The 24,643-nt window shown below is 45.7% G+C and carries 24 protein-coding genes; all 24 read right to left on the reverse strand.

Annotated features, from left to right (window positions below; translation table 11 throughout):
• Positions 1-92 precede the first annotated feature (92 nt).
• Positions 93-2,243 carry a chemotaxis protein CheA gene (locus BEL05_RS07205; RefSeq protein WP_069670751.1) on the reverse strand — a complete coding sequence of 717 codons (2,151 nt, stop codon included), beginning with the start codon at positions 2,241-2,243 and terminating at the stop codon, positions 93-95.
• A 15-nt stretch (positions 2,244-2,258) separates the two neighbouring features.
• The gene (locus tag BEL05_RS07210) at positions 2,259-2,996 is read right to left on the reverse strand and encodes a protein phosphatase CheZ (protein WP_028765196.1); all 738 of its coding nucleotides are present in this window, start codon (positions 2,994-2,996) and stop codon (positions 2,259-2,261) included.
• A 13-nt stretch (positions 2,997-3,009) separates the two neighbouring features.
• On the reverse strand, positions 3,010-3,393 hold the full coding sequence (gene cheY, locus BEL05_RS07215) for a chemotaxis response regulator CheY (RefSeq protein ID WP_081730747.1): 384 nt from the start codon (positions 3,391-3,393) through the stop codon (positions 3,010-3,012).
• Between the two features lie 42 nt (positions 3,394-3,435).
• Positions 3,436-4,155: an RNA polymerase sigma factor FliA gene (locus tag BEL05_RS07220; protein ID WP_028765198.1), complete on the reverse strand. Its 720-nt coding sequence runs from the start codon at positions 4,153-4,155 to the stop codon at positions 3,436-3,438.
• Positions 4,148-5,029, reverse strand: a complete 882-nt coding sequence (locus BEL05_RS07225; RefSeq protein ID WP_028765199.1) for a MinD/ParA family protein — start codon at positions 5,027-5,029, stop codon at positions 4,148-4,150. The genes BEL05_RS07220 and BEL05_RS07225 overlap by 8 nt, the downstream gene beginning before the upstream one ends.
• A 4-nt stretch (positions 5,030-5,033) precedes the next feature.
• Positions 5,034-6,422 (reverse strand): flagellar biosynthesis GTPase FlhF, encoded by a 1,389-nt coding sequence (gene flhF / locus BEL05_RS07230; RefSeq protein WP_069670752.1) that lies wholly within the window; start codon positions 6,420-6,422, stop codon positions 5,034-5,036.
• A gap of 11 nt (positions 6,423-6,433) precedes the next feature.
• Positions 6,434-8,533 (reverse strand): flagellar biosynthesis protein FlhA, encoded by a 2,100-nt coding sequence (gene flhA / locus BEL05_RS07235; protein ID WP_069670753.1) that lies wholly within the window; start codon positions 8,531-8,533, stop codon positions 6,434-6,436.
• 144 nt (positions 8,534-8,677) lie between these two features.
• Complete coding sequence (gene flhB, locus BEL05_RS07240; protein WP_069670754.1) at positions 8,678-9,811, reverse strand: flagellar biosynthesis protein FlhB; 1,134 nt, start codon at positions 9,809-9,811, stop codon at positions 8,678-8,680.
• On the reverse strand, positions 9,811-10,608 hold the full coding sequence (gene fliR, locus BEL05_RS07245) for a flagellar biosynthetic protein FliR (protein ID WP_069670755.1): 798 nt from the start codon (positions 10,606-10,608) through the stop codon (positions 9,811-9,813). The genes flhB and fliR overlap by 1 nt, the downstream gene beginning before the upstream one ends.
• 67 nt (positions 10,609-10,675) lie before the next feature.
• Positions 10,676-10,945 (reverse strand): flagellar biosynthetic protein FliQ, encoded by a 270-nt coding sequence (locus BEL05_RS07250; RefSeq protein ID WP_028765204.1) that lies wholly within the window; start codon positions 10,943-10,945, stop codon positions 10,676-10,678.
• An 8-nt stretch (positions 10,946-10,953) separates the two neighbouring features.
• Complete coding sequence (gene fliP, locus BEL05_RS07255) at positions 10,954-11,700, reverse strand: flagellar type III secretion system pore protein FliP (RefSeq protein WP_028765205.1); 747 nt, start codon at positions 11,698-11,700, stop codon at positions 10,954-10,956.
• The gene (gene fliO, locus BEL05_RS07260) at positions 11,697-12,053 is read right to left on the reverse strand and encodes a flagellar biosynthetic protein FliO (protein WP_037429292.1); all 357 of its coding nucleotides are present in this window, start codon (positions 12,051-12,053) and stop codon (positions 11,697-11,699) included. Before fliO ends, fliP begins: the two co-directional genes overlap by 4 nt.
• Before the next feature lie 27 nt (positions 12,054-12,080).
• Complete coding sequence (gene fliN, locus BEL05_RS07265) at positions 12,081-12,464, reverse strand: flagellar motor switch protein FliN (RefSeq protein WP_028765207.1); 384 nt, start codon at positions 12,462-12,464, stop codon at positions 12,081-12,083.
• Between the two features lie 32 nt (positions 12,465-12,496).
• Positions 12,497-13,525, reverse strand: a complete 1,029-nt coding sequence (fliM, locus tag BEL05_RS07270) for a flagellar motor switch protein FliM (protein ID WP_028765208.1) — start codon at positions 13,523-13,525, stop codon at positions 12,497-12,499.
• A 43-nt stretch (positions 13,526-13,568) separates the two neighbouring features.
• The gene (gene fliL / locus BEL05_RS07275; protein ID WP_069670757.1) at positions 13,569-14,090 is read right to left on the reverse strand and encodes a flagellar basal body-associated protein FliL; all 522 of its coding nucleotides are present in this window, start codon (positions 14,088-14,090) and stop codon (positions 13,569-13,571) included.
• A gap of 88 nt (positions 14,091-14,178) precedes the next feature.
• Positions 14,179-15,819 (reverse strand): flagellar hook-length control protein FliK, encoded by a 1,641-nt coding sequence (locus BEL05_RS07280; RefSeq protein WP_069670758.1) that lies wholly within the window; start codon positions 15,817-15,819, stop codon positions 14,179-14,181.
• Positions 15,820-15,988: 169 nt separating this feature from the next.
• Positions 15,989-16,435 (reverse strand): flagellar export protein FliJ, encoded by a 447-nt coding sequence (fliJ, locus tag BEL05_RS07285; RefSeq protein WP_069670759.1) that lies wholly within the window; start codon positions 16,433-16,435, stop codon positions 15,989-15,991.
• Positions 16,436-16,469: 34 nt separating this feature from the next.
• Entirely contained in the window at positions 16,470-17,810 is a 1,341-nt protein-coding gene (fliI, locus tag BEL05_RS07290) for a flagellar protein export ATPase FliI (protein ID WP_028765211.1), read from the reverse strand.
• Positions 17,779-18,762: a flagellar assembly protein FliH gene (fliH, locus tag BEL05_RS07295; RefSeq protein ID WP_069670760.1), complete on the reverse strand. Its 984-nt coding sequence runs from the start codon at positions 18,760-18,762 to the stop codon at positions 17,779-17,781. Before fliH ends, fliI begins: the two co-directional genes overlap by 32 nt.
• Positions 18,762-19,811: a flagellar motor switch protein FliG gene (gene fliG / locus BEL05_RS07300; RefSeq protein ID WP_028765212.1), complete on the reverse strand. Its 1,050-nt coding sequence runs from the start codon at positions 19,809-19,811 to the stop codon at positions 18,762-18,764. Before fliG ends, fliH begins: the two co-directional genes overlap by 1 nt.
• The gene (fliF, locus tag BEL05_RS07305) at positions 19,804-21,495 is read right to left on the reverse strand and encodes a flagellar basal-body MS-ring/collar protein FliF (protein ID WP_069670761.1); all 1,692 of its coding nucleotides are present in this window, start codon (positions 21,493-21,495) and stop codon (positions 19,804-19,806) included. Before fliF ends, fliG begins: the two co-directional genes overlap by 8 nt.
• A gap of 71 nt (positions 21,496-21,566) precedes the next feature.
• A complete protein-coding gene (gene fliE / locus BEL05_RS07310) occupies positions 21,567-21,899 on the reverse strand; it encodes a flagellar hook-basal body complex protein FliE (protein WP_028765214.1) in 333 nt (110 codons plus the stop codon).
• Between the two features lie 192 nt (positions 21,900-22,091).
• Positions 22,092-23,438 (reverse strand): sigma-54-dependent transcriptional regulator, encoded by a 1,347-nt coding sequence (locus BEL05_RS07315; protein ID WP_069670762.1) that lies wholly within the window; start codon positions 23,436-23,438, stop codon positions 22,092-22,094.
• Positions 23,431-24,504: a sensor histidine kinase gene (locus tag BEL05_RS07320; RefSeq protein ID WP_069670763.1), complete on the reverse strand. Its 1,074-nt coding sequence runs from the start codon at positions 24,502-24,504 to the stop codon at positions 23,431-23,433. Before BEL05_RS07320 ends, BEL05_RS07315 begins: the two co-directional genes overlap by 8 nt.
• Positions 24,505-24,643 lie beyond the last annotated feature (139 nt).

A 24,643-nucleotide genomic window follows, 5' to 3' on the forward strand; every position in this document is an offset into this window, starting at 1 on the left:
TTTTCCTATCGACAGCGATCATCAGTCCAGAAACAGCGCGTGATACGGCTAGGTATCACGCCAGTTTAAGTTTCCGCTATCTCATAACCTTACTAATTCTTGTTTTTCGCGTAATGTTTTAATAAGCCTGGCACATCAAGAATCAATGCTATTCCACCATCGGAGGTAATGGTCGCTCCTGCCATACCTGGAGTTCCGTGAAGCAAGGTACCGAGCGGTTTAATCACGACTTCTTCTTGTCCAATGAGCGAATCAACAACAAAACCAATTTGCATCGTGCCTAGCTGAACAATCACCACATGACCGTGTTTCTTATCACCATGCTTAAAGTTGACCTCTTTACGACTCAGCCAATATTCGAGGTAGAAGAGTGGCACAGCCTTATCACGCACGATCACTGTCAATTGACCATTAACGATATTGGTTTTGGTCAAATCTAAGTGGAATATTTCACTGACACTCGATAGTGGTAATGCAAAGACCTGCTCAGCCACTCCAACCATCAGTGTCGGCATAATAGCTAAAGTTAGAGGGACTTTAATCTCTAATACGGTCCCTTTACCTTTAAGGGAGTCAATATGTACAGTACCGTTTAGCTGAGTAATACGAGTCTTGACGACATCCATCCCCACACCACGACCTGAAATATCAGAGATTTCAACCTTTGTTGAGAACCCCGGTGCAAAAATCAGATTATACGCTTCTGAATCTGACATTCTGGCCGCAGCATCTTCATCGAGTACACCGCGAGTAATAGCGATTTGCTTAAGTTTATCAGGGTCCATCCCTGCACCATCATCTTCAATTTTAAGAAGAATATGATCGCCTTCCTGACTCGCAGATAGGGTAATGGTACCGGTTCTTGATTTCCCATTGGCTTCACGCTCATCTGGCATCTCAATGCCGTGATCGACAGAGTTACGCACCAAATGGACCAATGGATCTGCCAGTGCTTCAACCAGGTTTTTATCGAGATCTGTATCTTCACCTATCATACGAAGATCAATCTCTTTACTTAAGCTTCTCGCCAAATCACGCACAACCCGAGGAAAGCGACCAAACACTTTCTTAATGGGCTGCATGCGAGTTTTCATCACCGCGCCCTGAAGATCGGCTGTGACTAAATCTAAGTTGGCTAATGCTTTAGACATATCTTCATCATCACGAGATATCCCTAAACTCAGTAAGCGATTACGCACCAATACTAGTTCGCCAACCATATTCATGATCTGATCGAGCCTTGCGGTATCTACACGAACAGTTGTCTCAGCTTGCGGCATATTTTGCGAAGGCGCTTTAGCAACTGGGGCTTTCTCTTTCACAACTGGAGCAGCAGCTTGTGGAGTTGGTGCTAGAGCAGGTTTCGGAGCGACAACGGGGGCAGCGGCCTTAGGTGGTACTGCTGCAGGTTTATTACCGGCATCAGCGACAACATTCGGCGCACCAGAACCATGAAGTTCATCGAGTAACTTCTCGAACTCATCGTCGGTTATCTCATCTGAATCCACTGGCGGTGCAGCAGGCTCTGGCTCGACGGCCGGCTTGGAACCTTCTGATTTAAATGAACCTGAACCATGAAGCTCATCAAGCAGTGATTCAAATTCATCATCGGTAATATCATCATTACCACTTGCCGCAGGGCTAGGTGCTTTATCCGAAACTGCAGGGCCTTTTCCTGAACCATGCAATGCGTCAAGCAGGGCTTCAAACTCTGATTCATCGATCTCGTCGATATCACCAACGGCCTGCTCAACAACAGGCTCAGAGACACTTTCAATGACTGGGGGTTCTTCGATAACGGGCTCTACAACCGCTTCTGGCTCTGCAGTGGCACCGCCCTCTGATGGTAATAAACCACCAGAACTCAGTAATTTTAGGCACGCCAGGAGCTCAGCATCAGCAGGACTTTGTTGCTGTCCTGCTTGAGTCTCTGCAAACATCGAGTTGATCGCATCAACGGCTTGCAAAATAATATCCATCAGCTCAGCCGATACACTTCGTTTACCCGTGCGCAGCAAATCAAAGGTATTTTCTGCCTCGTGGCAAACATCAACCATTGGGGTCAAGCTGAGAAATCCAGCGCCACCTTTAACGGTATGGAACCCTCTGAAAATAGCATTCAGCAGTTCAGTGTCATCTGGATTATTTTCCAGGGCGACAAGCTGTTCAGATAGAAGCTCTAGGATCTCTCCTGCTTCAATCAAAAAGTCCTGCAGTATCTCTTCATCAACATCAAAGGACATTAATATGACTCCTACTTAGAAACCCAGACTCGAAAGTAAGTCATCGACTTCATCTTGTCCCGTCACGACATCATCACGCAATTCTGCGTTCATAATAGGACCTTCTGCTTCCACGCTCTTATCTAGCTCAAGCGGCTTCTCTGATACGGGCTGTTCACCGAATACGGTCAACATTGAAACGAGATTGTTTTCAACTTCACGGACTAACTCAATCACTCGACGGATCATTTGTCCCGTCAAATCTTGGAAGTCTTGAGCAAGTAAAATATTATTGAGTAATTCTTTTAAGCGATTCGAGTCAGACTCGCTTCGCTCGATAAATTGCTGGACATCGTGGCACAGGGCTTTAAATTCATGAAGCTGTAGATCTCGCTTCATTAACCTGTCCCAAGATGGTTTGACGGCTTGTACATTGGCTGTTAACGCATCCGCCAATGGCAGAGACTCTTCGACCGCATCCATCGTCTTATTTGCAGCTTGTTCTGTCATATCAATAACATAGTTAAGCCGTTCTTTGGCATCTGGTATTTCGCTATTAGCCAACTCGACTAAGCGACCATCAACCTGAAAGTCAACGATAGCGCTATGAAGTTGACGTGTTAGACGGCCGACCTCATCAAAAAGCTCTTTTTGAATAGGGGTGGCGAGTTCTCTAACTATCTCGTCAGCTTGTTCTTGCTCATTAGCTTGAAGCAACTCTACGAGTTGCTTTGCTTGCGCTAAACTAATCAGCCCTGAAGTTTCTGCCTGCATAGCTTAACCTTGATTAACCGAGTCGTTCGAAAATTTTGTCTAACTTCTCTTTCAATGTCGCTGCAGTAAAAGGTTTAACCACATAACCATTTACACCAGCTTGGGCTGCTGCAATGATCTGTTCCCTTTTCGCTTCCGCAGTTACCATCAATACAGGTATGTGCTTAAGTTCGTCATCGGCACGGATCGCTTTCAATAGATCGATCCCCTGCATACCAGGCATGTTCCAATCGGTAACAACAAAGTCAAAATCGCCTTTTTGCAACATCGGCAACGCCGTTGACCCGTCATCTGCTTCCTGAGTATTGTTAAAACCCAAGTCTCTTAACAAGTTCTTGATGATACGCCTCATTGTCGAAAAGTCGTCAACAACGAGAATCTTCATATTCTTGTCCAAGGTTTCCTCCGCGGAGCTGTTTTTATTTTGCTCATGTAATCGTTATATTTTGGTCCAATGCTTAAGTTTAGCCTTTAGCCTGAGCATTGCCTGACTATGTATCTGGCTAACTCGAGACTCGCTAACATCAAGTACTGCACCAATCTCTTTTAAATTTAATGCTTCGTCATAATATAACGACAAAACTAAACCATCTCTTTCTGGTAAAAGTTTGATGGCTTCTACCAAGGCTTCATGAAACTGAGTTTCAGCAAGCGCCTCGAATGCATCATCTTGGGATTCTTCATCATGTCTTATTACATCGACCGAAACCCCAAGATCTTCAATCCCAACTACTTTTCCAACCGATACATCATTAAGAATATGATGGTACTCATCCAGTGTCATATCAAGTCGGTCTGCAATTTCATTGTCTTTTGCATCACGACCTAACTCCTGTTCTAGCTCATCTATCACTTGTGCGACACGACGTTGATTGCGATGTACAGAGCGTGGAACCCAGTCTCCGCGGCGTATTTCATCGAGCATTGAGCCTCGAATACGTATGCCTGCAAACGTTTCAAACTTTGCACCTTTACTGCCGTCAAATTTTGATGAGGCTTCTAACAATCCCATCATGCCAGCCTGTAACAGGTCATCCAATTGAACAGAAGCGGGCAACCGCGCTAACAAATGATGAGCAATCCTTTTAACCAACGGTGCATACTGTTCAACGATAGAAGCTTTATTATCTAAACAAGTATACGCTGAGGCTTTACTCACTCGCACGATCCTCTTGGTACTCTGGACGTTGGACCAACCTTTCTACAAAGAACTCTAAATGCCCACCAGGTTGTTGCGGTACTGGCCAACTAATGATTTTATTGGCCAATCCATGATATGCAATTGATGCTGGCGATTTAGGGAACGCTTCTACTATCAATTTTTGTTTACGAACTGATTTTCTGAGGTTTTCATCAAATGGAATCGTTGCAACGAGTTCAAGTGCGACATCGAGAAAACGATCGGTTACTTTGCTTAGTTTAGCAAACAATTCCATACCTTCGCGTAGACTTCTCACCATATTTGCAACAATTTTGAAACGGAACACCCCATGCTCGCGACTTAGGATCTTGATCAACGCATACGCATCGGTGATCGATGTCGGTTCATCGCACACAACGATCAACACATCTTGTGACGCACGAGAAAAGCTCAGCACCATATCAGAGATACCTGCAGCCGTGTCGACAATTAATATATCAAACTGTGTGCGCATCTCACTAAAAGCACGAATCAGTCCAGCATGCTGTGCTTGTGTCAGCTCTACCATGGCTTGCGTACCTGATGTAGCAGGTATAATCCCGATACCTTTTGGGCCTCTGACAATAATATCGTCAAGGTCTGCATCACCAGAAAGTACATGAGAAAGATTACGTTCAGCCCTTAAGCCTAACATCACATCGACATTAGCTAAGCCAAGGTCAGCGTCGAGCACAAGCACACGCTTGCCCTTTTCCGCCAACGAGACCGCGGTATTGATTGATACGCTAGTTTTACCAACGCCACCTTTACCACCTGATACGGCAATTACTTTTACTTTTTCGTTATATGGTTGATTCATCATACGTAAACCGCTTGCTTGATCCCGACTCATTATTTTACTCAAATGCATAGGCCTGTTCATACGACCTTTCAGTGTTTTGTATTGGTTGCTCTTTCTTTTCTAGTACCGAAAGGGCTTTGTTTGCCAACGCTAACGTATCGGCCACTTGCATATCTTCTGGAACTCTTTGACCATCAGTGACATAACTTAATGGTAACCCACTTTGGATCAATACGCTTAATGCTGGTGCTAATGCAACTGACTCATCTAGTTTGGTCAAAATTGCACCAGACAAAGGTATTCTGGTGAACTGTTTCACTGCATCTTCTAGCACTCTTCTCTGGCTTGTAGATGACAGTACCAGATAACTGCGTATAGGTAATCTGCTATTTGCAGTTAAATTATCTAGTTGCTGAAACAATCGCACATCTCGCTGTCCCATTCCAGCCGTATCTATCAATACTAGCTTGCGATTACGAAACTGATAAAGTATTTGTTCCAACTCATTCAGATCATGAGCTTGCTTAACCGGACATCCCATTATTTTGCCATAGGTTGCCAATTGCTCAAAGGCTCCAATGCGATAATGATCGGTTGTTATCAATGCAACTTGATCTGAACCATGATGAGCAGCAAATCTCGCGGCTAATTTTGCAACACTTGTGGTTTTACCAACACCAGTTGGCCCAACAAATGCTACCACGCCACCTTGACGAACGATATCATCGCCTTGATTATCGAGCATATTCGCTAAACTTCTTGGCAGTGTCTTAACCAATTCTGCCGGCGGATAATGTTCACTGAGACTAGAAAGCTTAGCTGCAACTTCGGGAGAAAACTCCGCATCGAGCAAGCGACTCTCTAACATGGCACCAACAGGATCGACTCTGGTTTTCTGCTCGGTAATCAAGGAAGTCACTTGATGAGTTAACAAATTGCGTAGCGAGGCGAGCTCTTCACGCATTAATTCGATTTCAGCACTCTGTTCACGGCCCTTGTCACGCTTTGGCATCTGCGCAGTTCTGGTCTCATCCAAGCGAGGCTTTGCCGGCTCACTTTTAGATGCCTGTAACCCTTTAGCCCATTCAGGCATGTCTAGGTCATCGTTCGTCTGACTCATCTGTTGATCAACACGGCCCTGTTGACGTTCCAATAGTGCCTGTAAAGAGTCTGCAACGGGTGCAGGATTTCTTTTTGATTCAGTCTTTATCGGTTGGCGTCCAATAGAGACCTTCTCTTCGGCAAGGTTGAGAAAAGAGGGTTGAGACACTGGTGAAACGGGCTCGCCTTTAGATTTAGGCTCGTCATAATCCACCGCCGCAACGATCTCAATGCCACCGGTCACTTTTTTATTAGACATGATCACCGCATCAGAGCCTAAAGTCTCTTTAACTTGAGCCAGAGCAGAGCGCATATCTTTTGCTAAAAAACGTTTAATTTTCACCTAAATACCCTCTACTGACCAACCGCTGATACGATGCGTATTTGCTTTTCATCTGGCACCTCTTGATAAGAGATCACCCGTAAATTTGGAATCGTATGTTTAACAAATCGAGACAAGGTCGACCGCAACATACCTGATGTTAATAAGATGGCTGGCTGACCGACCATCTCTTGGCGCTGCGATGCATCGAGTAACGATTGCTGCATACGTTCAGCTAGACTTGGCTCTATATTAGGACCTTCTCCGCCTGTCGCCTGCATTGACTGATGCAACATCTGTTCCAACTCTGGCGCCAAAGTAATGACGGGAATTTCGAGTTCTGGACCACTAATTTCCTGCACGATCATACGTTTTAGTGCAATACGCACAGCAGCAGTAAGCACTTCGGTATCATTACTCTTAGGCCCGTACTCAAGCAAGGTTTGAACAATCGTCTTAAGATCACGAATCGACACCCCTTCATTCAGCAGGTTCTGCATCACTTTCACCACAGTTCCGAGCGGCATAACATCGGGAATAAAGCCCCCCACAAGCTTAGGTGAATGCTTAGCCAGCATATCCATAAGCTGCTGCACCTCTTCGTAACCGAGCAATTTAGAGGCGTTATTGGTTAACAATTGACTCAAGTGGGTAGCCACCACCGTTGCGGCGTCGACAACCGTATAGCCCATTGTCTGCGCATGTTCACGCAGCTCTGGAGCAATCCATACCGCTTCTAGGCCAAATGCAGGGTCGGTGGTTTCCACACCATCCAGCTTACCGTATACCTGGCCCGGGTTAATCGCCAGCTCGCAATCGTGACGTATTTCCGCCTCGCCGGATGCCACCCCCATCAAAGAAATACGATAAGTATTCGGTGACAAATCCAAATTATCGCGAATGTGCACTGCAGGAACTAAGAAACCTAGCTCCTGCGAGAGCTTCTTACGCACACCTTTAATCCTGCCTAATAGCTCACCACCTTGGCCTTTATCCACTAACGGGATTAAGCGATAGCCAACCTCCAAGCCAATGGTATCAACATGTTGAACATCATCCCAACTAAGTTCTTTAGGTTTCGCGTCACCTGGCGTAGCAGGAGATGTTTTGGCAAGCTCAAGCGCTTGTTGGCGATCCATCTCTTTTTTACGGTGAATAAAGTACGCGCCACCAGCGGTGATAAAACCAAATGAGAGAAAAGCTAAATGCGGCATACCAGGAACGATACCCATAATAAGCAGCACACCAGATGCAATAGCCAACGACTTAGGGCTATCAAACATCTGACTCATTACCATCTGGCCCATATCACCCGATTCGTTCTGTCTGGTCACCATTAGCGCTGCGGCAATAGAGAGCAATAGACCGGGGATCTGCGCAACCAAACCATCACCAATCGTCAGTAGGGTATAGATTTCTACGGCGGAGGAGAAGTCTAAGCCGTGCTGTGCCATACCAATAACAAAACCGCCTAAAATGTTGATAACCAAAATCATGATGCCGGCTATCGCATCACCTTTAACAAACTTAGAGGCACCATCCATCGCACCGTAAAAATCTGCCTCTTTAGTCACTTCGGCGCGTCTAATACGAGCTTGATCTTGATTTAGAACGCCGGCATTTAAATCGGCATCAATCGCCATCTGCTTGCCAGGCATTGCATCGAGAGTAAAGCGGGCACTAACTTCTGAAATACGTCCAGCACCTTTGGTGACCACGGCAAAGTTGATGATAATTAAGATAAGGAACACCACTAAACCGACCGCATAGTTACCACCTATGACAACAGAACCAAAGGCTTCAATTACCTTACCAGCGGCATCTCCACCATTATGGCCTTCAAGCAATACAATACGTGTGGAGGCAACGTTCAACGCCAACCTTAATAGGGTTGCAACTAAGAGTACGGTAGGAAATGCAGCAAAATCGAGCGGCCTATTGGTGTAGATAGCGACCAATAACACAACCAAGGCTAGCGCAATATTAAATGAGAATAAAATGTCGAGTAAAAAGGCCGGTATCGGCAGTACAATCATGGCGAGGGCCGCCAAAACGAGTACAGGAGTCCCTACCCCTTTAAAATTTGCGGGCCTAACTTGCTTTATTTGACCTAAGGTTGCTTTAAAATCCATCAATATAGCGCCTGAACTTTGACATCTAATACAGGTATCAGCAAGAACTACGCCAACCTAGACTCAGTGACTTTTAAGTGACTAAAACATCGACATCCTTGAGCATACGATTGGCATGATAACAAGAGCTGTGATGTTCAGCTTTTAATGTTTTAGCTCATCGGGAATGGGTTGATTGAGTGGAATAGGGGTGGGTCTTTTTCCGCCTTTCTCTTGATATTGACGTAACTGAAACACATAGGCGAGCACTTGAGCTACCGCCGTAAAGAGCCCTTCAGGGATCTCTTGATCCACTTTGGTGGTATGGTAAATCGCTCGGGCTAACGGCGGCGCAGATACAATAGCAACATCATGTTCGCGAGCAATTTCTCGTATTTTAAAGGCAACATCATCGACCCCTTTAGCCAATACATAAGGAGCTGATGCCTTCATCACATCGTACTTTACCGCCACCGCATAGTGTTCAGGATTAACCACAATAACATCGGCATTAGGCACTTCTGCCATCATGCGTCGTTGCGCCATTTCACGCTGCATCTGCCTAACGCGCCCTTTTACTTCTGGCTGTCCTTCCGTGTCTTTATACTCATCTTTAATCTCCTGCTTGGTCATCCGCAGCTGCTTATTGTGGTTCCAAATTTGAAACGGCACATCGATTACCACAATAATAACGGTAGATGAACAGAGCACAATAAACATCCACACCAAAAGATCCAATGCGTTGTAGACGTTACTCGGTAAATGCCCTTGAGAGAGAGTCAAAATATCAAAAAAATAGTAGCTCAGCAGGAAATACGCCATCAACGCGACAACAGAGAACTTGGCGATCCCCTTAGTCAGCTCAACCAGTGCTTGCACACCAAACATGCGCTTAAATCCACTAATAGGGTTCATCTTACTGCCTTTTGGCATAAAGGCTTTGACTGAGAAGGTGATGCCCCCAATGACAATATTGCCTAAAAACGCCACAAAAGCTAAAAACAGTATCAAGCCCGCTAAAGGGATTGCCAACTCACTAAACACCACCTGCCACACATTGAACATGGTGTTGGTATCGTATATTTCGGCTCTATCCATATCGAATAGATTTCCCATTAAAGTCTGCAGTGCACGGCCTAAGCTGGGCCCAACCATGGCAAAGCCAACAGCCGCAGACATTAATACCGCTGATGTTCCTAACTCCTTTGACCGAGCAACTTGGCCTTTTTCTCTCGCCTGTGACTTTCGCCTGGGTGTGGCCTCTTCGGTTTTCTCTTGACTTGAATCATTCTCAGCCACTAGAAGCTCCCATCGGTGTTACATTGCAAGTAGAGCACATCACACAACAACAACTGCGCCGACGTCCACACTTCATCAAAGTGGGCCATAATAGGCGTAAGGGTTAACCATAAAATGATCAGACCACTCACCATGGTTACCGGGAAACCGATAGCGAAAATATTTAGCTGAGGTGAAGCGCGGGTCATCACACCAAAAGAGAGGTTGATCAGCAGTAGCGCGACAATCGCCGAAATAGACATAGTGAGTGCGGCACCAAACATATAAGCGCCCCACTCAGCTAACTTACGATAGCTTTGAATAGAGATCCCTTGCATCGAAACGGGTATGGTATCAAAACTGGCAACCAGCATGCGGATCAGCACTAGATGACCATCGACGGCAAGAAATATCATGGTTGTTAATAGCAAAAAGAAATTACCGATCACCGGTGTTTGTTGGCCGGAGCTAGGATCGACCATCGATGCGAACCCCAAACTGGTCTGCATACCAATAATCTGTCCTGTTAATACAAAGGTTTGCATGATAAGTAAGGTGACAAACCCCATAGCAACGCCGATAAGAATTTGTTGAAATGACACAAATACGGCGCCAAGCGAAAACAGTTCCACGTCAGTATTAACGGGCAAAACAGGGGCGATAGCAAAAGTGATTGCCACTGAAAGCAGTAAGCGCACGCGAACAGGTGTGGTATTTGCACCAAAAACGGCCATCACCATCAACATGGCAGAAACGCGATAAAGCGGCCACATATAAGCAGATAGAGTCTGCATCATCGTCGATAACAACACCTCCATATCTACTTCCTCATTTTAAATTTGGTCAGACAACAGGCTATTTTATCTAAGTTAAATAGCCTCATCATTAACCTATAACTTGTGGGATCATATTTACCATTTCTAGGAAAAACTCCATCATGATTTGCACCAAAAGATGGCCTAGAAACATTAAAGCAAATAGAGTGGTTAATAAGCGAGGCAGAAAACTTAGCGTCTGTTCGTTAATAGAGGTAGCCGCCTGAAAAACCGCTACCACCAGACCAATTACCAACCCTGGGACAATAATCATCGACACAATGGTGACGATCACAGAGAGCGCTTCTCGAAAAATATCAATGAGAGCTTCTGGTGACATAGCGCCCCCTAAATCCCGAAACTATTGGCCAAGGTCCCCATCACGAGGCTCCAGCCGTCAACGAGGACAAACAGCATAATTTTAAAAGGTAATGACACAATCATAGGTGACAGCATCATCATACCCATGGCCATCAAAATACTCGCCACCACTAAATCCAACACCAAAAAGGGAACGAACAACATAAAACCAATTTGAAATGCGGTCTTGAGCTCGCTGGTAATAAACGCTGGGATCAGCACACTCATCGGCGCAGCTTCTGGTGATTGAATATTCTGGTAACCGGAAATTTCGATAAAAGTCTGCAGATCCGTGATTCGAGTTTGTGCCAACATAAACTCTTTAAGTGGGCCTTTGCCAGTATCAAATGCCTGCTCAATGGTGAGTGATTCATCAATATAGGGTTTTACAGCGTCGGCATAAATTCTATCGAACACTGGCGCCATAATAAAAAAGGTCATAAACAAACTCATACCAATCAACACTTGGTTTGATGGCGTCTGTTGTAAACCAATGGCTTGACGCAAAATTGACAGTACCACGATGATCCGCGTAAAGGAGGTCAACATGATGACCATGGCAGGCAAAAAACTCAGTGCTGTCATCAGCAATAGGATCTGCATGGTGACTGAGTACTGGGTCGAACCATCTGGACCGGTCGTTACGGTCACTGCGGGCAAAATACCGTCCTGCGCCCAAGCAACTTCAGGCAAAAGCATTGAAACTAGGGTGACTAGCAGAATAATCCATTTCATGATTGTGATGACTTCGCTTGACGCAATCGACTCGCAAAGGAGTCTTGCGCGATTGTGATTGGAGTGTCGAGTTTATCAATCAGCGTAACTTGAGCCGATGTCACGCCCAGTAAGTATTGCTGTCCATCCACCTCAACTAGTACCATTTTTTCCCGCTGTCCTAACGGCGTGACCGCCAGCGTTTTCAACACACCTTGGTTACTTGGAACAAGCTTGAGACGCCTAACAAGGTAAGCTAACAAGAATATCACCGCCAGAACAATAATCAGGCCGCCTAACATATTCGCCATCGTCGTTAACGCAGGTTCACGCTCGGTGACCTGAGTCGTTGTACTGGCTACAGCCGTTACCATTAGCGATGATATTGTCACTGAACTACCTCATTTAAGCTTTTTAATACGCTCAGTTTGGCTGATAACGTCAGTAAGGCGAATACCAAACTTATCATTAACAACAACCACTTCGCCATGGGCAATCAAGGTGCCATTGACCATCACATCCAAAGGTTCGCCGGCCACTCTGTCAAGTTCAACCACCGAGCCTTGGTTAAGCTGCAATAAATTACGAATATTAATAAAACTACGTCCCACTTCCATAGAGATGGTTACCGGGATATCCATAATTGTATCAAGCTTAGCCGCTTCCTCTTCAGTTAACGGCTTCGAGCTATCTGCAAGCTCATCTAACTCGGCAACTTGCGCTTCTTCTATTGCTTGCTCAGCCATTGCTGCAGCCCAATCATCACCAGTATCTTCTGTGCTCATTACTTATACCTTTACACTCAATTAATCGAAATCTAAATATTGGTTATTTCGCGAGCCTTACCTTTCTTGGTTACTAGCTGCAATTCAGATTTTACGGTCTCGGGTCTTGGGATCTTCTCTCTGATATTCAGCGCCAAGTTCTCTCTCGACCGGCCCAGCTTACAACGGTATGTAGGCAGATCTTCGACACGCATAACAATATGCTCAGGCATCTCGACCGGAATAATATCGCCAGCTTTAAAATTCATCACCTGTTTTAAAGAGATCTCTTTCTCCACTATGGTCGCATCAATACCTACTTGCACATCCATAATTTCATCTTTTAATGCTTGCGACCAACGCATATCCGTGTCTTGCGTATCACTTTGAACACCAGCATCCAGCAGTTCACGAATTGGCTCAATCATCGAATAAGGCATAGTGATATGGAAATCACCACCACCGCCATCGACCTCGATATGAAACGAACTCACCACCACGACTTCTGTTGGGCTAACGATGTTTGCCATAGCAGGGTTGACTTCTGAATCCAGATAATCAAACTCAACATCCATCACCGGCGCCCATGCATCTTTGTAATCTTCAAAAATGATCTTCAGCAATAATTGCACGATCCGGCGCTCTGTCGGGGTAAACTCACGACCCTCAATTTTGGCGTGAAAACGTCCATCTCCACCAAAAAAGTTATCAACCAGAATAAACACCAAACGAGCTTCCATGGTGATCAATGCAGTCCCTTTTAACGGGCTAAACCTCACCATGTTTAAACTGGTCGGGACAAACAACGTGTGAACATACTCACCAAACTTTAGCATCTGCACGCCGTTAATTGACACTTCAGCAGCACGACGCATCATATTAAACATACTGATACGCAAATGGCGTGCAAATCGCTCGTTCACAATTTCAAGCGTCGGCATACGCCCACGGACGATACGATCTTGAGATGAGAAATCATAGGAGCGAGCATCTAAGCCAGCATCACCTATATCATCCTCTTCAACGTCATCGACACCATGCAGTAACGCATCAATTTCGTCTTGGCTTAATAGATCACTCACAATATCGCCCTATTCATTATTTAACCTCAAAAATCTACCATGCTTATTGCATGACAAACCCTGTAAACAACACTTTTTCAACGACTTTTCTACCTGTTACCGGCTGCAGTGTATTCTGAACATTTAGCAGTGCCAGTTGACGAAGCTCATCTTTACCGGCAAGAGAGCTTAGTTTTTGAACGTCGGCACTACTGAATGTAGTCAATAGCGCATCCTCAATCAGCGGAATATGTTTCTTTATCAAAACGTCATCATCAGGACCGCGAACCATCAACTGTACCTTAATCTCCACCAATCTGGAGCGATTTTGCCCTGGAAGATTAAACAGAAACGGCCTTGGCATGCCTACATAAAAGGCTTCACCAGAATTAACCGCTTCTGTTTGTTCTGTCGGTGTTTCACCATCTTCAGTGGTAGCAGTGGACTCACTCGATCCCATAACAAACCACAACACGCCAGCGACGATCAATAAAACCACGACACCAACTGCGCCAAATATAATCAGCTTCTTTTTACTTTTAGGCTCGACGTTCTCTTCTAGTTCTAGTGTTTCTTCTTCAGCCATCTTTAATCCCTATCGCGCGACTATACCTTTTTGATATTTGGCGCTTCCCATAGAATTGAGCAATCATCTAACCCTATAGGTTACCTGCTTATGCATAATAATCTATACCTGAGCGGTAACTTGTTGAGCTATTTGAGACAAGGAGACTCTCTTCTGCTGATAATTCATCCATTTCAGACTGCAAGCGATCACCTTGGCTGTCGCTAGAATCAGTATCGCCTTGCCCTTGCCCTCCACCACCATGAGAAACATTACTGTCAGTTAACTGCATTCCTTGTTCTGCTAACATCTCTCGCAAACGAGGTAGCGCTTGTTCAACAATATCTTTCGTTTGATTCTGCATCACATGAAACTGAACTTGTGTTTGGTCGCCTTGTACTTGAATTCGCACCATCATCTGTCCAAGCTCAGGGGGATCGAGTCGAATTTCCGCATGCTGAACACCTTGGCTTACCATCGCGACTAATTGTTGACGCATGACGGGAGAAAACTTAGCAATCATCTCTTGCATCTGTTGCGCAGGTTCACCGGTCGGTTTGATTGACACCTGATATTGAGGCAAAGCCTCGCCCCTTGCCATAGATGTTGGTGTTGGTATTGGCGATAACGTTGCTGAGGCTAACTTTGATTCACTACTGGAGGTATCGGCGAACTCTTGTCCAGCTGGCTGGGAAACAAGGATCTTTTGCATTGTGACTTCAAGTTTAGCCTGCTTAAGATCCACCGTTGGCACATTCCCTTGGTTCACCTCAGTTTTTGCTACCTTAATATACTGGCTTTCAGTGTCTTTTTGTTTAGCTTCACCTAAAATACTACCACGTTCAGAAAGCGACTCTGACGATGGTAATACTGATGATTTCCCCTCCGTCATGGTCGGTTTATTCTCGCTATTCACCATTGCATTCACATCAACTTTGCTATTTGGGTTCACCGTTACAGGGGCGACTTCTGCACCATGCTTACCCGAATTGGCAATAGTTGTCTCTGCACCGTTAAGGTCTGCAGTTGCTAATAGACCGAGAATTCCCTTAGCTTCCGTGACAGCTTGTTGCAGCTTTAAAGGGTCATCGCTTTCTATCGCAATAAGTATCTCATTGAGTGCTTGTGGCGGTAGCGCAGACAATTGCTGCTCAGATAAGCCACTTTGGGTGACTAAGCTGTTAATTTGCGATGATGTCAGTTGGTTAAGTTGCAACTCAATCTCTTGCTCCCCAAGCGCCACATTGTCATCACTATCTGATACGGCTGGAGCAAGCACCGCATTGTCATCGCTATCACTAATCAAGCTGGAATTAAGCTCTGTATTCACTTTATCACTAATGACTTCTACCACTGAAGTCGCTTCCGCGGTGTTATCAACATCTTGCAAATTAGCGATATTAGACATCTCCCCCACTGGAAGCGGCAAATTTGCGCCGCCAACGGCAAGCGTCTCTTCCTCAGCTAATTGTGTCGCCAGGTTAATTTGCGCCAATACATGAGACACCTCATCGCTATTTTTAGCCTCTTTGGGCTCAACTTCAGTGTCAAAGGAGGTATGGGTAGCAGGCATTGGCTCAGCATTACCTGAGGATGCAGCCTCTTGTTTCGTATTCACCGATGCTTGTTCCAAGGCGATAGAAAACTCACTATTTTCAGTGCCTTTAGCCGCCGAGCTAGCAGACACTCGTGATACTTTATCACCAGTAACGTCCACATTGGCTAATAGTACATTGGTCATTTGTGGCATATTTCCTCCAACCCCGATTGAGACGACGAGCCTCAACTTCAATTCTGGCAGCAAGCGTCAATTAACTGCTATGAGTCCTAACTAATATTACAAATTAAAGCAAAAAAAATGCCAAGTGTATGGTAGTTATGTTTTTTATGGGGAGTGATCAGTGAGTTGCAGGCACAGACTAACGACGTGGCTGCCTAAAAAACTGCTGAGACGCAAATTCATCAGTCATTTTCTGCTCTTGCTTTCGCGCTAGCAACGCTCTTTGCTCCGCTTTGTGCTCTAGCAGTAGCTCAACGGCTTTACGTTTCTGCTGCTTAGCTTGCCAATTTTGCTGACTATGACTTTTTTGCACTTCAGCTTGTGACACAGCAATGACCTGTTGAGAGATTGCGTCATCAATCTGCCGAATAAATTGATGAAACTGATGATAGTTGCTGGCCGAGATCACGCTACCTTGTTGTTGCTCCATCTGCTTCATATAGTCAAGGCGATAGTTTTGCAACGCCTGCTGTTGATCCAAGCACTTTTTAAGCGTGATTTGAACCGACTTCAGTTGCAATGCCGCTTTTTCTTCTGCCTCTAAAGCCAGTTTTAATACCGTATCTAAGGGATCATGTTTAGCCATTACATCCACTTCTTATCTAAAATAGTGTGTGTCATCAGACTTGGCATTGCGCACTTAACTGCCCAAGCATCAAAGCGCTGCTATCGAATGAGATCGCTTCTTTCATCGTTTGACGTAAAAATGCGTTCATTGCAGGCTGCAATCTAATGGCATTGTCAATACGTGGATCACTGCCTTGGGTATATGCTCCGATAGAGATTAGATCGCGATTTTGCTGGAAAACAGAGTACATCTGCTTCACTCTGCGTGTTGCTTCAAGGTGGGCCTCACTAATAACCATAGGTGCTACACGACTGATTGATGCCTCGACGTCAATAGCAGGATAGTGCCCAGAATCAGCGAGTGTCCTTGATAGCACGATATGACCATCTAAAATCGCGCGTGCTGCATCCGCAATAGGATCTTGCAAGTCATCCCCTTCGGTTAACACCGTATAAAAAGCGGTAATCGACCCTTGACCAACACCGCCATTTCCGGCGCGTTCAACGAGTTTGGGTAACTTCGCAAAAACTGAAGGCGGATAGCCTTTGGTTGCAGGCGGTTCGCCCACCGCGAGGGCTATTTCACGCTGCGCCTGAGCATAACGAGTTAGGCTGTCCATCAAAAGCAAAACATTGTAACCCAGGTCCCGAAAGTATTCGGCAATACGAGTTGAGGTTTCACAGGCTCGTAAGCGCATAAGCGGCGATGTGTCAGCCGGCGCGGCAACCACAACCGAGCGCGCTCGGCCTTCATCGCCGAGGATCTCTTCGATAAATTCTTTCACCTCGCGACCACGTTCGCCCACCAACCCAACCACAATCACATCTGCGGTTGTGCCACGGGTCATCATACCTAATAGCACACTTTTACCCACGCCCGAACCGGCAAAAAGGCCCATACGCTGACCTTTACCAACCGTTAGCATGGCGTTAATAGAGCGCACACCTACGTCTAGCGGTTCTGTGATGGCCCTTCTAGCCAGCGGGTTAATCATAGGTGCATGACGGGATGCTTTCTGGTCGGTATGCAAATCACCTAATCCATCAAGCGGCACGCCATTACCGTCTAAGACTCGACCGAGTAATGCCAGACCAACATTAAGGCCTGTTTGCTCTCCAAGCGGCGTGACTCTTGCACCAGGCATTACACCTCTAAGTTCTTCAATCGGCATCAAATAGAGTAATTCATCGTCAAAGCCGACGACTTCAGCAATGAGGTCGCCCGCCATGGTTTCTATACTGCATAGGCTTCCAACAGGTGCTCGACAACCGGTGGCTTCGAGGGTTAACCCTACCACTCGTACCAGCTGACCGCTGGCATCTGGCAAGAAAGCGTTAACTTGCTGCTCATGTAGATTAAGTTTATTGAGCAGTTGGTGTTGACGGGTCGTCATGGGATTGTTCACTCAAGTCAGTTTGGGGGTTATCGGCGACGGGACTGGCTGTTGTAGGGTTGACCGATGCAGACTCATCGCCTCCAGCCATCTCGTCTATCGACGCTGTAGTGGACTTATCCGCAGTCAACTGTTGCTCTATCGCCTGTTGCTGTTGCACTTTTTGCTGCTCCAGCCGATTATCGCTCTGCACTAATCCCTCAAACACGGCTGCAATGCGGTGTTCTAACCCCATGTCTACGCGGCTGCGAACATTGCTGACGACACACTCACCTTGACGTAATGACGGATCACTTTCGAGTTGCCAACGATTTTTCTCAAGTTGTTCTTTGCCGTAGAGTTGATGAACTAATGCCAAATCCTCTGGATGTAAGCGCACATTGATACCCTGCTCTTTAAGCGGTAACGCATCAATGCCTTGACGCAATGCAGTGAGAATATGTTCAGGATGAGTGTTCAGTTCATGACCAATGACACACTTTGCCAGCGACATGCTTAATTTAACCAACGATTGCTCTATCTCAGTATCCAGCAACGAAAGCGGTGCACTGAACTGCGCCAGTAATGTATCAAACTGAGCGATTTTTTCAGCGGCTTGCGCTAACCCCTCTTCCAAGCCTTGCTCATGGCCTTGGCTAAAGCCCTCTTGATGCCCTTGCTCAAGACCAGCTAAACGCCCCTTCTCTAATCCCTCTTGATAACCTTGCTGTTGCCCTTGGGAAAAACCTTCGGTTTCCGCCTCGGCTCTAATCTCTTCTATTTCAGCCAACGTCGGCGGTAAAATACGTTGCTCAACTTCCACAGGTTCGCGTTGAGCCGCCTTACGACCAAACATGTTTTCTGCCGACGTATCGACCACAGGCGTAACATCGGGCAACTGCCAATGGCTAAAGCCTGTTTGACTCTCCTCATGCGCCGCAGTTTTATCAGCTTGATCGTCTGGATTTGTCATTATAAGAACTCTTCTCCGCCACCGCCGCCAAGGATGATTTCACCCGCATCACTAAGGCGTCTAGCAATAGACAAGATCTCTTTTTGAGCCACTTCAACTTCGCTGATGCGAATTGGACCCATTGCCTCTAAATCATCTTTAAGTAGTTCTGCCGCACGTTTAGACATGTTACGTAGAATCTTATCTTTAAGCAGATCGTCAGCCCCTTTCAACGCCTTCATCAGTACGTCTTGTTGTACTTCGCGTAGTAAGGTTTGTATGCCCATATCGTCCACATCAGAGAGGTTTTCAAATACAAACATCAGATCTTGGATCTGCTGTGCCATCTCTTCATCAGATTCGCGCATAGTTTCCATTAGCTGACTTTCTACCCCGGTATCTAGGTAGTTCATAATGTTAGCTGCTGCCTTCAGACCACCCATCTTAGCGGCTTGCGCACCGCCTTGACCGGCAAACTGTTTTTCCATGATGTCATTAAGCTCTTGCAGTGCAGCTGGCTGAACCTCTTCTAGATTTGCAATACGCATCATTAAATCGAGACGGGTATTTTCTGGCGCCTGTGCAAAAATTTCTGCAGCTTGATCTGGCTCCAAGTAGGACAAAACAATAGTTTGGATCTGAGGGTGCTCGTTTTGAATGATGGTCGCAACTTGTCTTGCATCCATCCATTTCAACGATTCTAGACCCTTAGCCCCACCGCCCATAATGATCTGTTCAATCAGATTACCCGCCTTATCTTCACCTAAGGCGGCAGTTAATGCCTTTCTGACAAACTCTTCACTATTAAAACCAATAGATGAGTACTTTTGGACCTCTTCAAGAAACAGCTTATGCACACCAATCACTTTGTTTTGACCAAAGTCCTTCATGGCGGCCATCGACATACCCACCTTTTGCACTTGCTTGGGTTCTAGATGCTTTAAAATTGACGCTGCATCCGCCTCACTCAAGCTCAACAACAAAATCGCGGTTTTCTCGATACCCGTTAGGTCATCGACATTAAATTCACCCGATGCGCCGGTGGCGACTACACTCTTTTCATCACTCATTGTCTTGTAACCAACCCTTAACGACTTGCGTGGAAAGTTCAGGCTCATTAGCCACTAACGCACGAATAGCTTTGATCATATCATCGTCTTTATGCAGATCGGGGATCAAAATTGAACCATCATCGGCATAACTGTACTCTGCATCGGGTCGATTAAGCATCCCCAGTGTATCGGCAGCGTACTGATCTTCAATCTCGGCGAGCTCATCACCCAGTGATGGCTCATCTGGCATGTTATGCGCATCAGGGTAAATCAAGCGTTTAAGCATTGGTCTCACCACAAAAATAATCAGCGCTAAGATAATAATACCACCCATGACTAACTTAATCGCTCGCCAGAACCATGGCTGTTCCCAAAGTTCTGGGGCGGGCGCTTCCTCGATAAGTTGGTCCATAAATGGCACAGTGACCACTTCAATCATGTCACCACGTTGGGTGTTAAATCCAACTGCCCCCTCTAATAAACGGCGTATATTTGCCATCTCTTGTTCGGTTCTCGCCACACGTGATACTTGACCGTCTTCACCTGCGGCCCCCGTTTTAAAATCAACGGCCACTGAGACACTCACCCGTCTGACCACACCAATTTGTTGGCGCGTATGACTAATTGTAGTATCCAGTTCATAGTTACGAGTCGCCTCTTTATGACTGGAGCCTGGATTCGTATTGGCTTCTTGGTTTTCAGTAGCATTTTGCGGGATGTTGGCTTCCATTGGCGGTTGATTGCTCAATGCCCCAGGAATACCACCAGTCGATGAACCCGTAGAATTATTTTCCACCGTCATTTCACTGCGCACTGCTGGAAGATCGGGATTATAGCGCTTTGCTGTTTGCTCAACAGCGGTGAAGTCCATGTTGACATCAACTTGGGCTGTAAAATTCTCTGGCCCAAGGATTGGCATTAAAATGGAATCTATCTTGCTGCGGTACTCTGCTTCTTTTTGTTGAACAAGTTCTAATTCACGTCTTGCTCTAGCCGACACACCATCCTGACTGCCAGAATTTAATAAACGACCATTTGAGTCTGTGACCGTCACACGTGTGGGTTCTAAACCATGGACTGCCGATGCAACAATATCGACAATGGAATCGACCTCTTCTTGTCCTAACCCACCACGGCGGGTGTTGATAACCACAGTTGCACTAGGCTTAGAACGATTTCTAGCAAACACATTTTCTTTAGGGATGGCGAGAATAACTTTAGCGCGACTAACACTATTAAGCTCTTCTATGGTACGAGCCAAGTTTTGCTCTTGGCTATGTTTGAGTCTCGCCGACTCCATACGTTGACTCACACCAAAGCCACTATCTTGGGTAAGGAAGTCATTTTTGGCGGCACTGTTATCTATACCAGCGCGACTCAACATCATTTTAACTTGTTGATATTGATCTTCGGGTACTTTGAGCACATCAACTTCAATTTGATACTTCACTTTGTTTTTATCAAGTACGTCGAGCACTTGCACCATCTCTTGCGTATCCATCTTGCCTAATGGGCGATACTCTGGTTCTTGTGCCCACAACATGACGAACACCGCTAAGGCTAAACAGATAGCTAAGGCCAATATCATAGTCACTTGGCGTAGCATATCGACACCACCAAAGGCACTACCTCTTGGCTTATGCTCCTCTTGAACCCCACCGGCTAACATATCACCTGCAGTGGAATTTGTTCCAACTACCATATCTGTGCTCACTATAGATACCTGCTTTTCTTGATCATGGTGTCATTAAAAATCATTGAAAATGGCATGCCTTAAACTGGCATACTCATAATCTCTTTGTAAGCTTCAACCAGCTTGTTACGCACCTGCACTGTCGCTTCAAATGCTACACTGGCTTTTTCACGCGCAATGACCGTATCAGACAGGGTCACTCGCGTATCGCCCATATCGAGTCTGGTTTGCATAGACGAAGAGTTTGCTTGCAGTGAATTGACACTGCCAACGGCTTGGGAAAGCAACTGGCCGAAATCACTACCACTGGTATTGGCGACCTGCTGCGTTATGCCAGATGTGAGCCCATTAGGCTTTATTTCGCCGCTAAGCGTTTGCATCTCTTGTAATAATGAGTTGGCACCAATCTGCATACTAACCTCTCTGTCGCCGAATATTTGACGAAATTCACTCGTTAAATAGGGTAATGCAAAATGTTTGCCAAATTGACTGTATCAATGAGAGGAATACTTTGGGGATGTCTAGATAGGTAAAAAAGAGCGGCGAACGGTATTAACCATTCGCCCTAATGTTGAGGTGAGCACCATATCTGGTGTTCATCGCCCCTAAGCAGGGATCTGTATGCCAATGTCACGCATGCGAGCCATTTTGTATCTAAGAGTTCGCGCACTGATCCCCAATTTCTCAGCGACCAACTTTCGACTGCCGTTACATTGGGACAAGGTTTCAAGAATAATCACATGCTCTTGGGCTTTAAGTTCATCACCCAAACCATCCATCTCTGGAGGCTGAGCCTCGGTCAATAAATCCTTATCTAAAATCACATCCTGCGCATCGATAATAATATCACTAGCAGTAATCGACTCGCCCGTTTGTAAAATGAGTGCGCGTTGAATCACATTATCCAATTCACGTACATTACCTGGCCAGCGATGGGTCAATAGACGTCGACAGGCTGACTCATCAATTAATGGTGATGATGCCATCCCAGACGTCTCTGCATGACGCAAAACAAGGTGACGTGCAAGCGGCAGAATATCTGCAGGTCGTTGATAAAGTGCAGGCCAAGTGAGCGGGAATACGTTAATACGGTAATAAAGATCTTCTCTAAACTCTCCTTGCGACACTATCGCTTTCAAGTCTCGATTCGATGTCGCAAGCACCCTCACATCCAGCTTAATGGTTTTTCGACCACCTAACCTTTCAACTTCTCGCTCTTGAAGTACCCGCAATAGCTTGGCTTGCAAACCTAAATCCATTTCAGATATTTCATCGAGTAATAATGTTCCGCCTTGCGCCTGTTCAAATTTCCCAGGGCAAGCTTGGTAAGCCCCAGTAAATGCACCTTTTTCATAACCAAAAAGCGTCGCTTCAAGCATATTTTCAGGAATAGCAGCACAGTTTATGGCAACAAATGGGCCATCAATTCGACTGCTGTTTTGATGAATATAACGCGCTAACACCTCTTTACCTGAACCACTTGGCCCTAGGATCATTACTGATGCATCTGATGCTGCAACCTTTTGTGCAAGACCCAATAAAGCCAAACTCTTATCATCGGCTACAATAGGTTGGTTCTGAACCAACTTGGGTTTTAGATAACGTGAAACCTGATTTAATAATACTTCAGGTGCAAACGGCTTGGCTAAATAATCAACCGCGCCCAGTTTTATGGCGCTTACTGCATTATCTATTGTTGCAAATGCCGTCATCAATAATATCGGCAGTTGGCTATGATGTTGCTGTAGGTAATTGACAAGCCCGAGCCCACCAATACCCTCCATCTGCACATCACTGATCACCATATCAAATTGATGCTCTTTAAGTGCAATAATCGCGGCTTCGGCAGAGTTAACGTCAACACACTCATATTGGGCTAATAGCAAGGTATCAACCAACGCCTCACGCAGCGCAGCATCATCTTCAACTAACAGTAGCTTTGCTTCAGACATGGGACACCTCCATCACGTTTTCGTCCAGCGCAGGCAATGTAAATGATGCGCGGCAACCTCTACCTTTAATACAATTTAGCTGTAACTTGCCATGATGATTAGCGACAACTGTTTGCACCACGGCAAGTCCAAGGCCCGTTCCTTGTGCTTTGGTGGTAAAAAACGGTTCAAGTACCTGCTCCTGCATCGCCTTGTCTAACCCTTTACCGTTATCAATCACTTCAAAACATATTTGCTGACTATCATCTTTAGCACATATCCATACCTGAGTAGCCCCTGCTTCCATACTGTTAATCACCAGATTATTAATGGCTGAACTCAAGGCTGCGCTGTTAGCTTTAAAAGGTAATGTTGAACTATTTTGTATTGTTAACTGACATTTTTTTTGCAAAGCAATGGGGTCGCAATTGGCCTGCACTGTATTGATGACATCAGTCATGGTAACGACATCACACAAAGCTTGCTGTCGTCCTTTAGCCATCAAAAGCATGTCATCGACTTGGCTTGACAGCTCATTTAGCCGATCGACGAGTTTACCTTGAAAGCGCTGGCGTGCATCACCAGAGAGCTTGGGGCTGCCAAGATTTGAAGCATATAGCAGCGCAGCGGTTAATGGTGTTCGAACTTGATGAGCAAGACTTGCCACCATTTTCCCCAGTGCAGATAGACGTTGTAGGTGTGACAAATTCTTTTGCAATAACCGTGTTTCTGTCAGATCGGTTAACACAATCAACTGTCCAGGTTCTGGAGTAAGTGGTGTTATCGCCAACTTAACTCGGCGACCATTCTTTAAAGAGACTTCGTGCCCATCATCATCCTGGGGAGAAAATGCACGATTGATGATCTGTAGCCAGCGCATACCGGCCAATGGCTGGCCAAGCAGTTGCACGGCTACTGGGTTGGCTTCAGTCACAATACCATCCCCATTGATGATCACTACGCCAGATGGCATTGCCTGTAAAATGTGTTCCATTCTGCTCGTCATCGCGTCATTAGCGACCGAGTTGGTTGCCAAAGGCTGAGCTGACACAAAATCAGGAAAATGTAGTTTGGGGTTAGCGGACATATCCACTCCGTCAATAAATTGCTGCTAACGGAGTCAATGCAGGTTTAATGCCAAAAATTATCTATTTTAAAACAGTAAGATGAGTTAATTTGGTGGGTACAGGCTCTGTCCATAGAGCCACATAGAAAGTCTATTATAT

Origin of the sequence: Shewanella colwelliana, from assembly GCF_001735525.1 — a bacterium.
Taxonomy (GTDB): domain Bacteria; phylum Pseudomonadota; class Gammaproteobacteria; order Enterobacterales; family Shewanellaceae; genus Shewanella; species Shewanella colwelliana.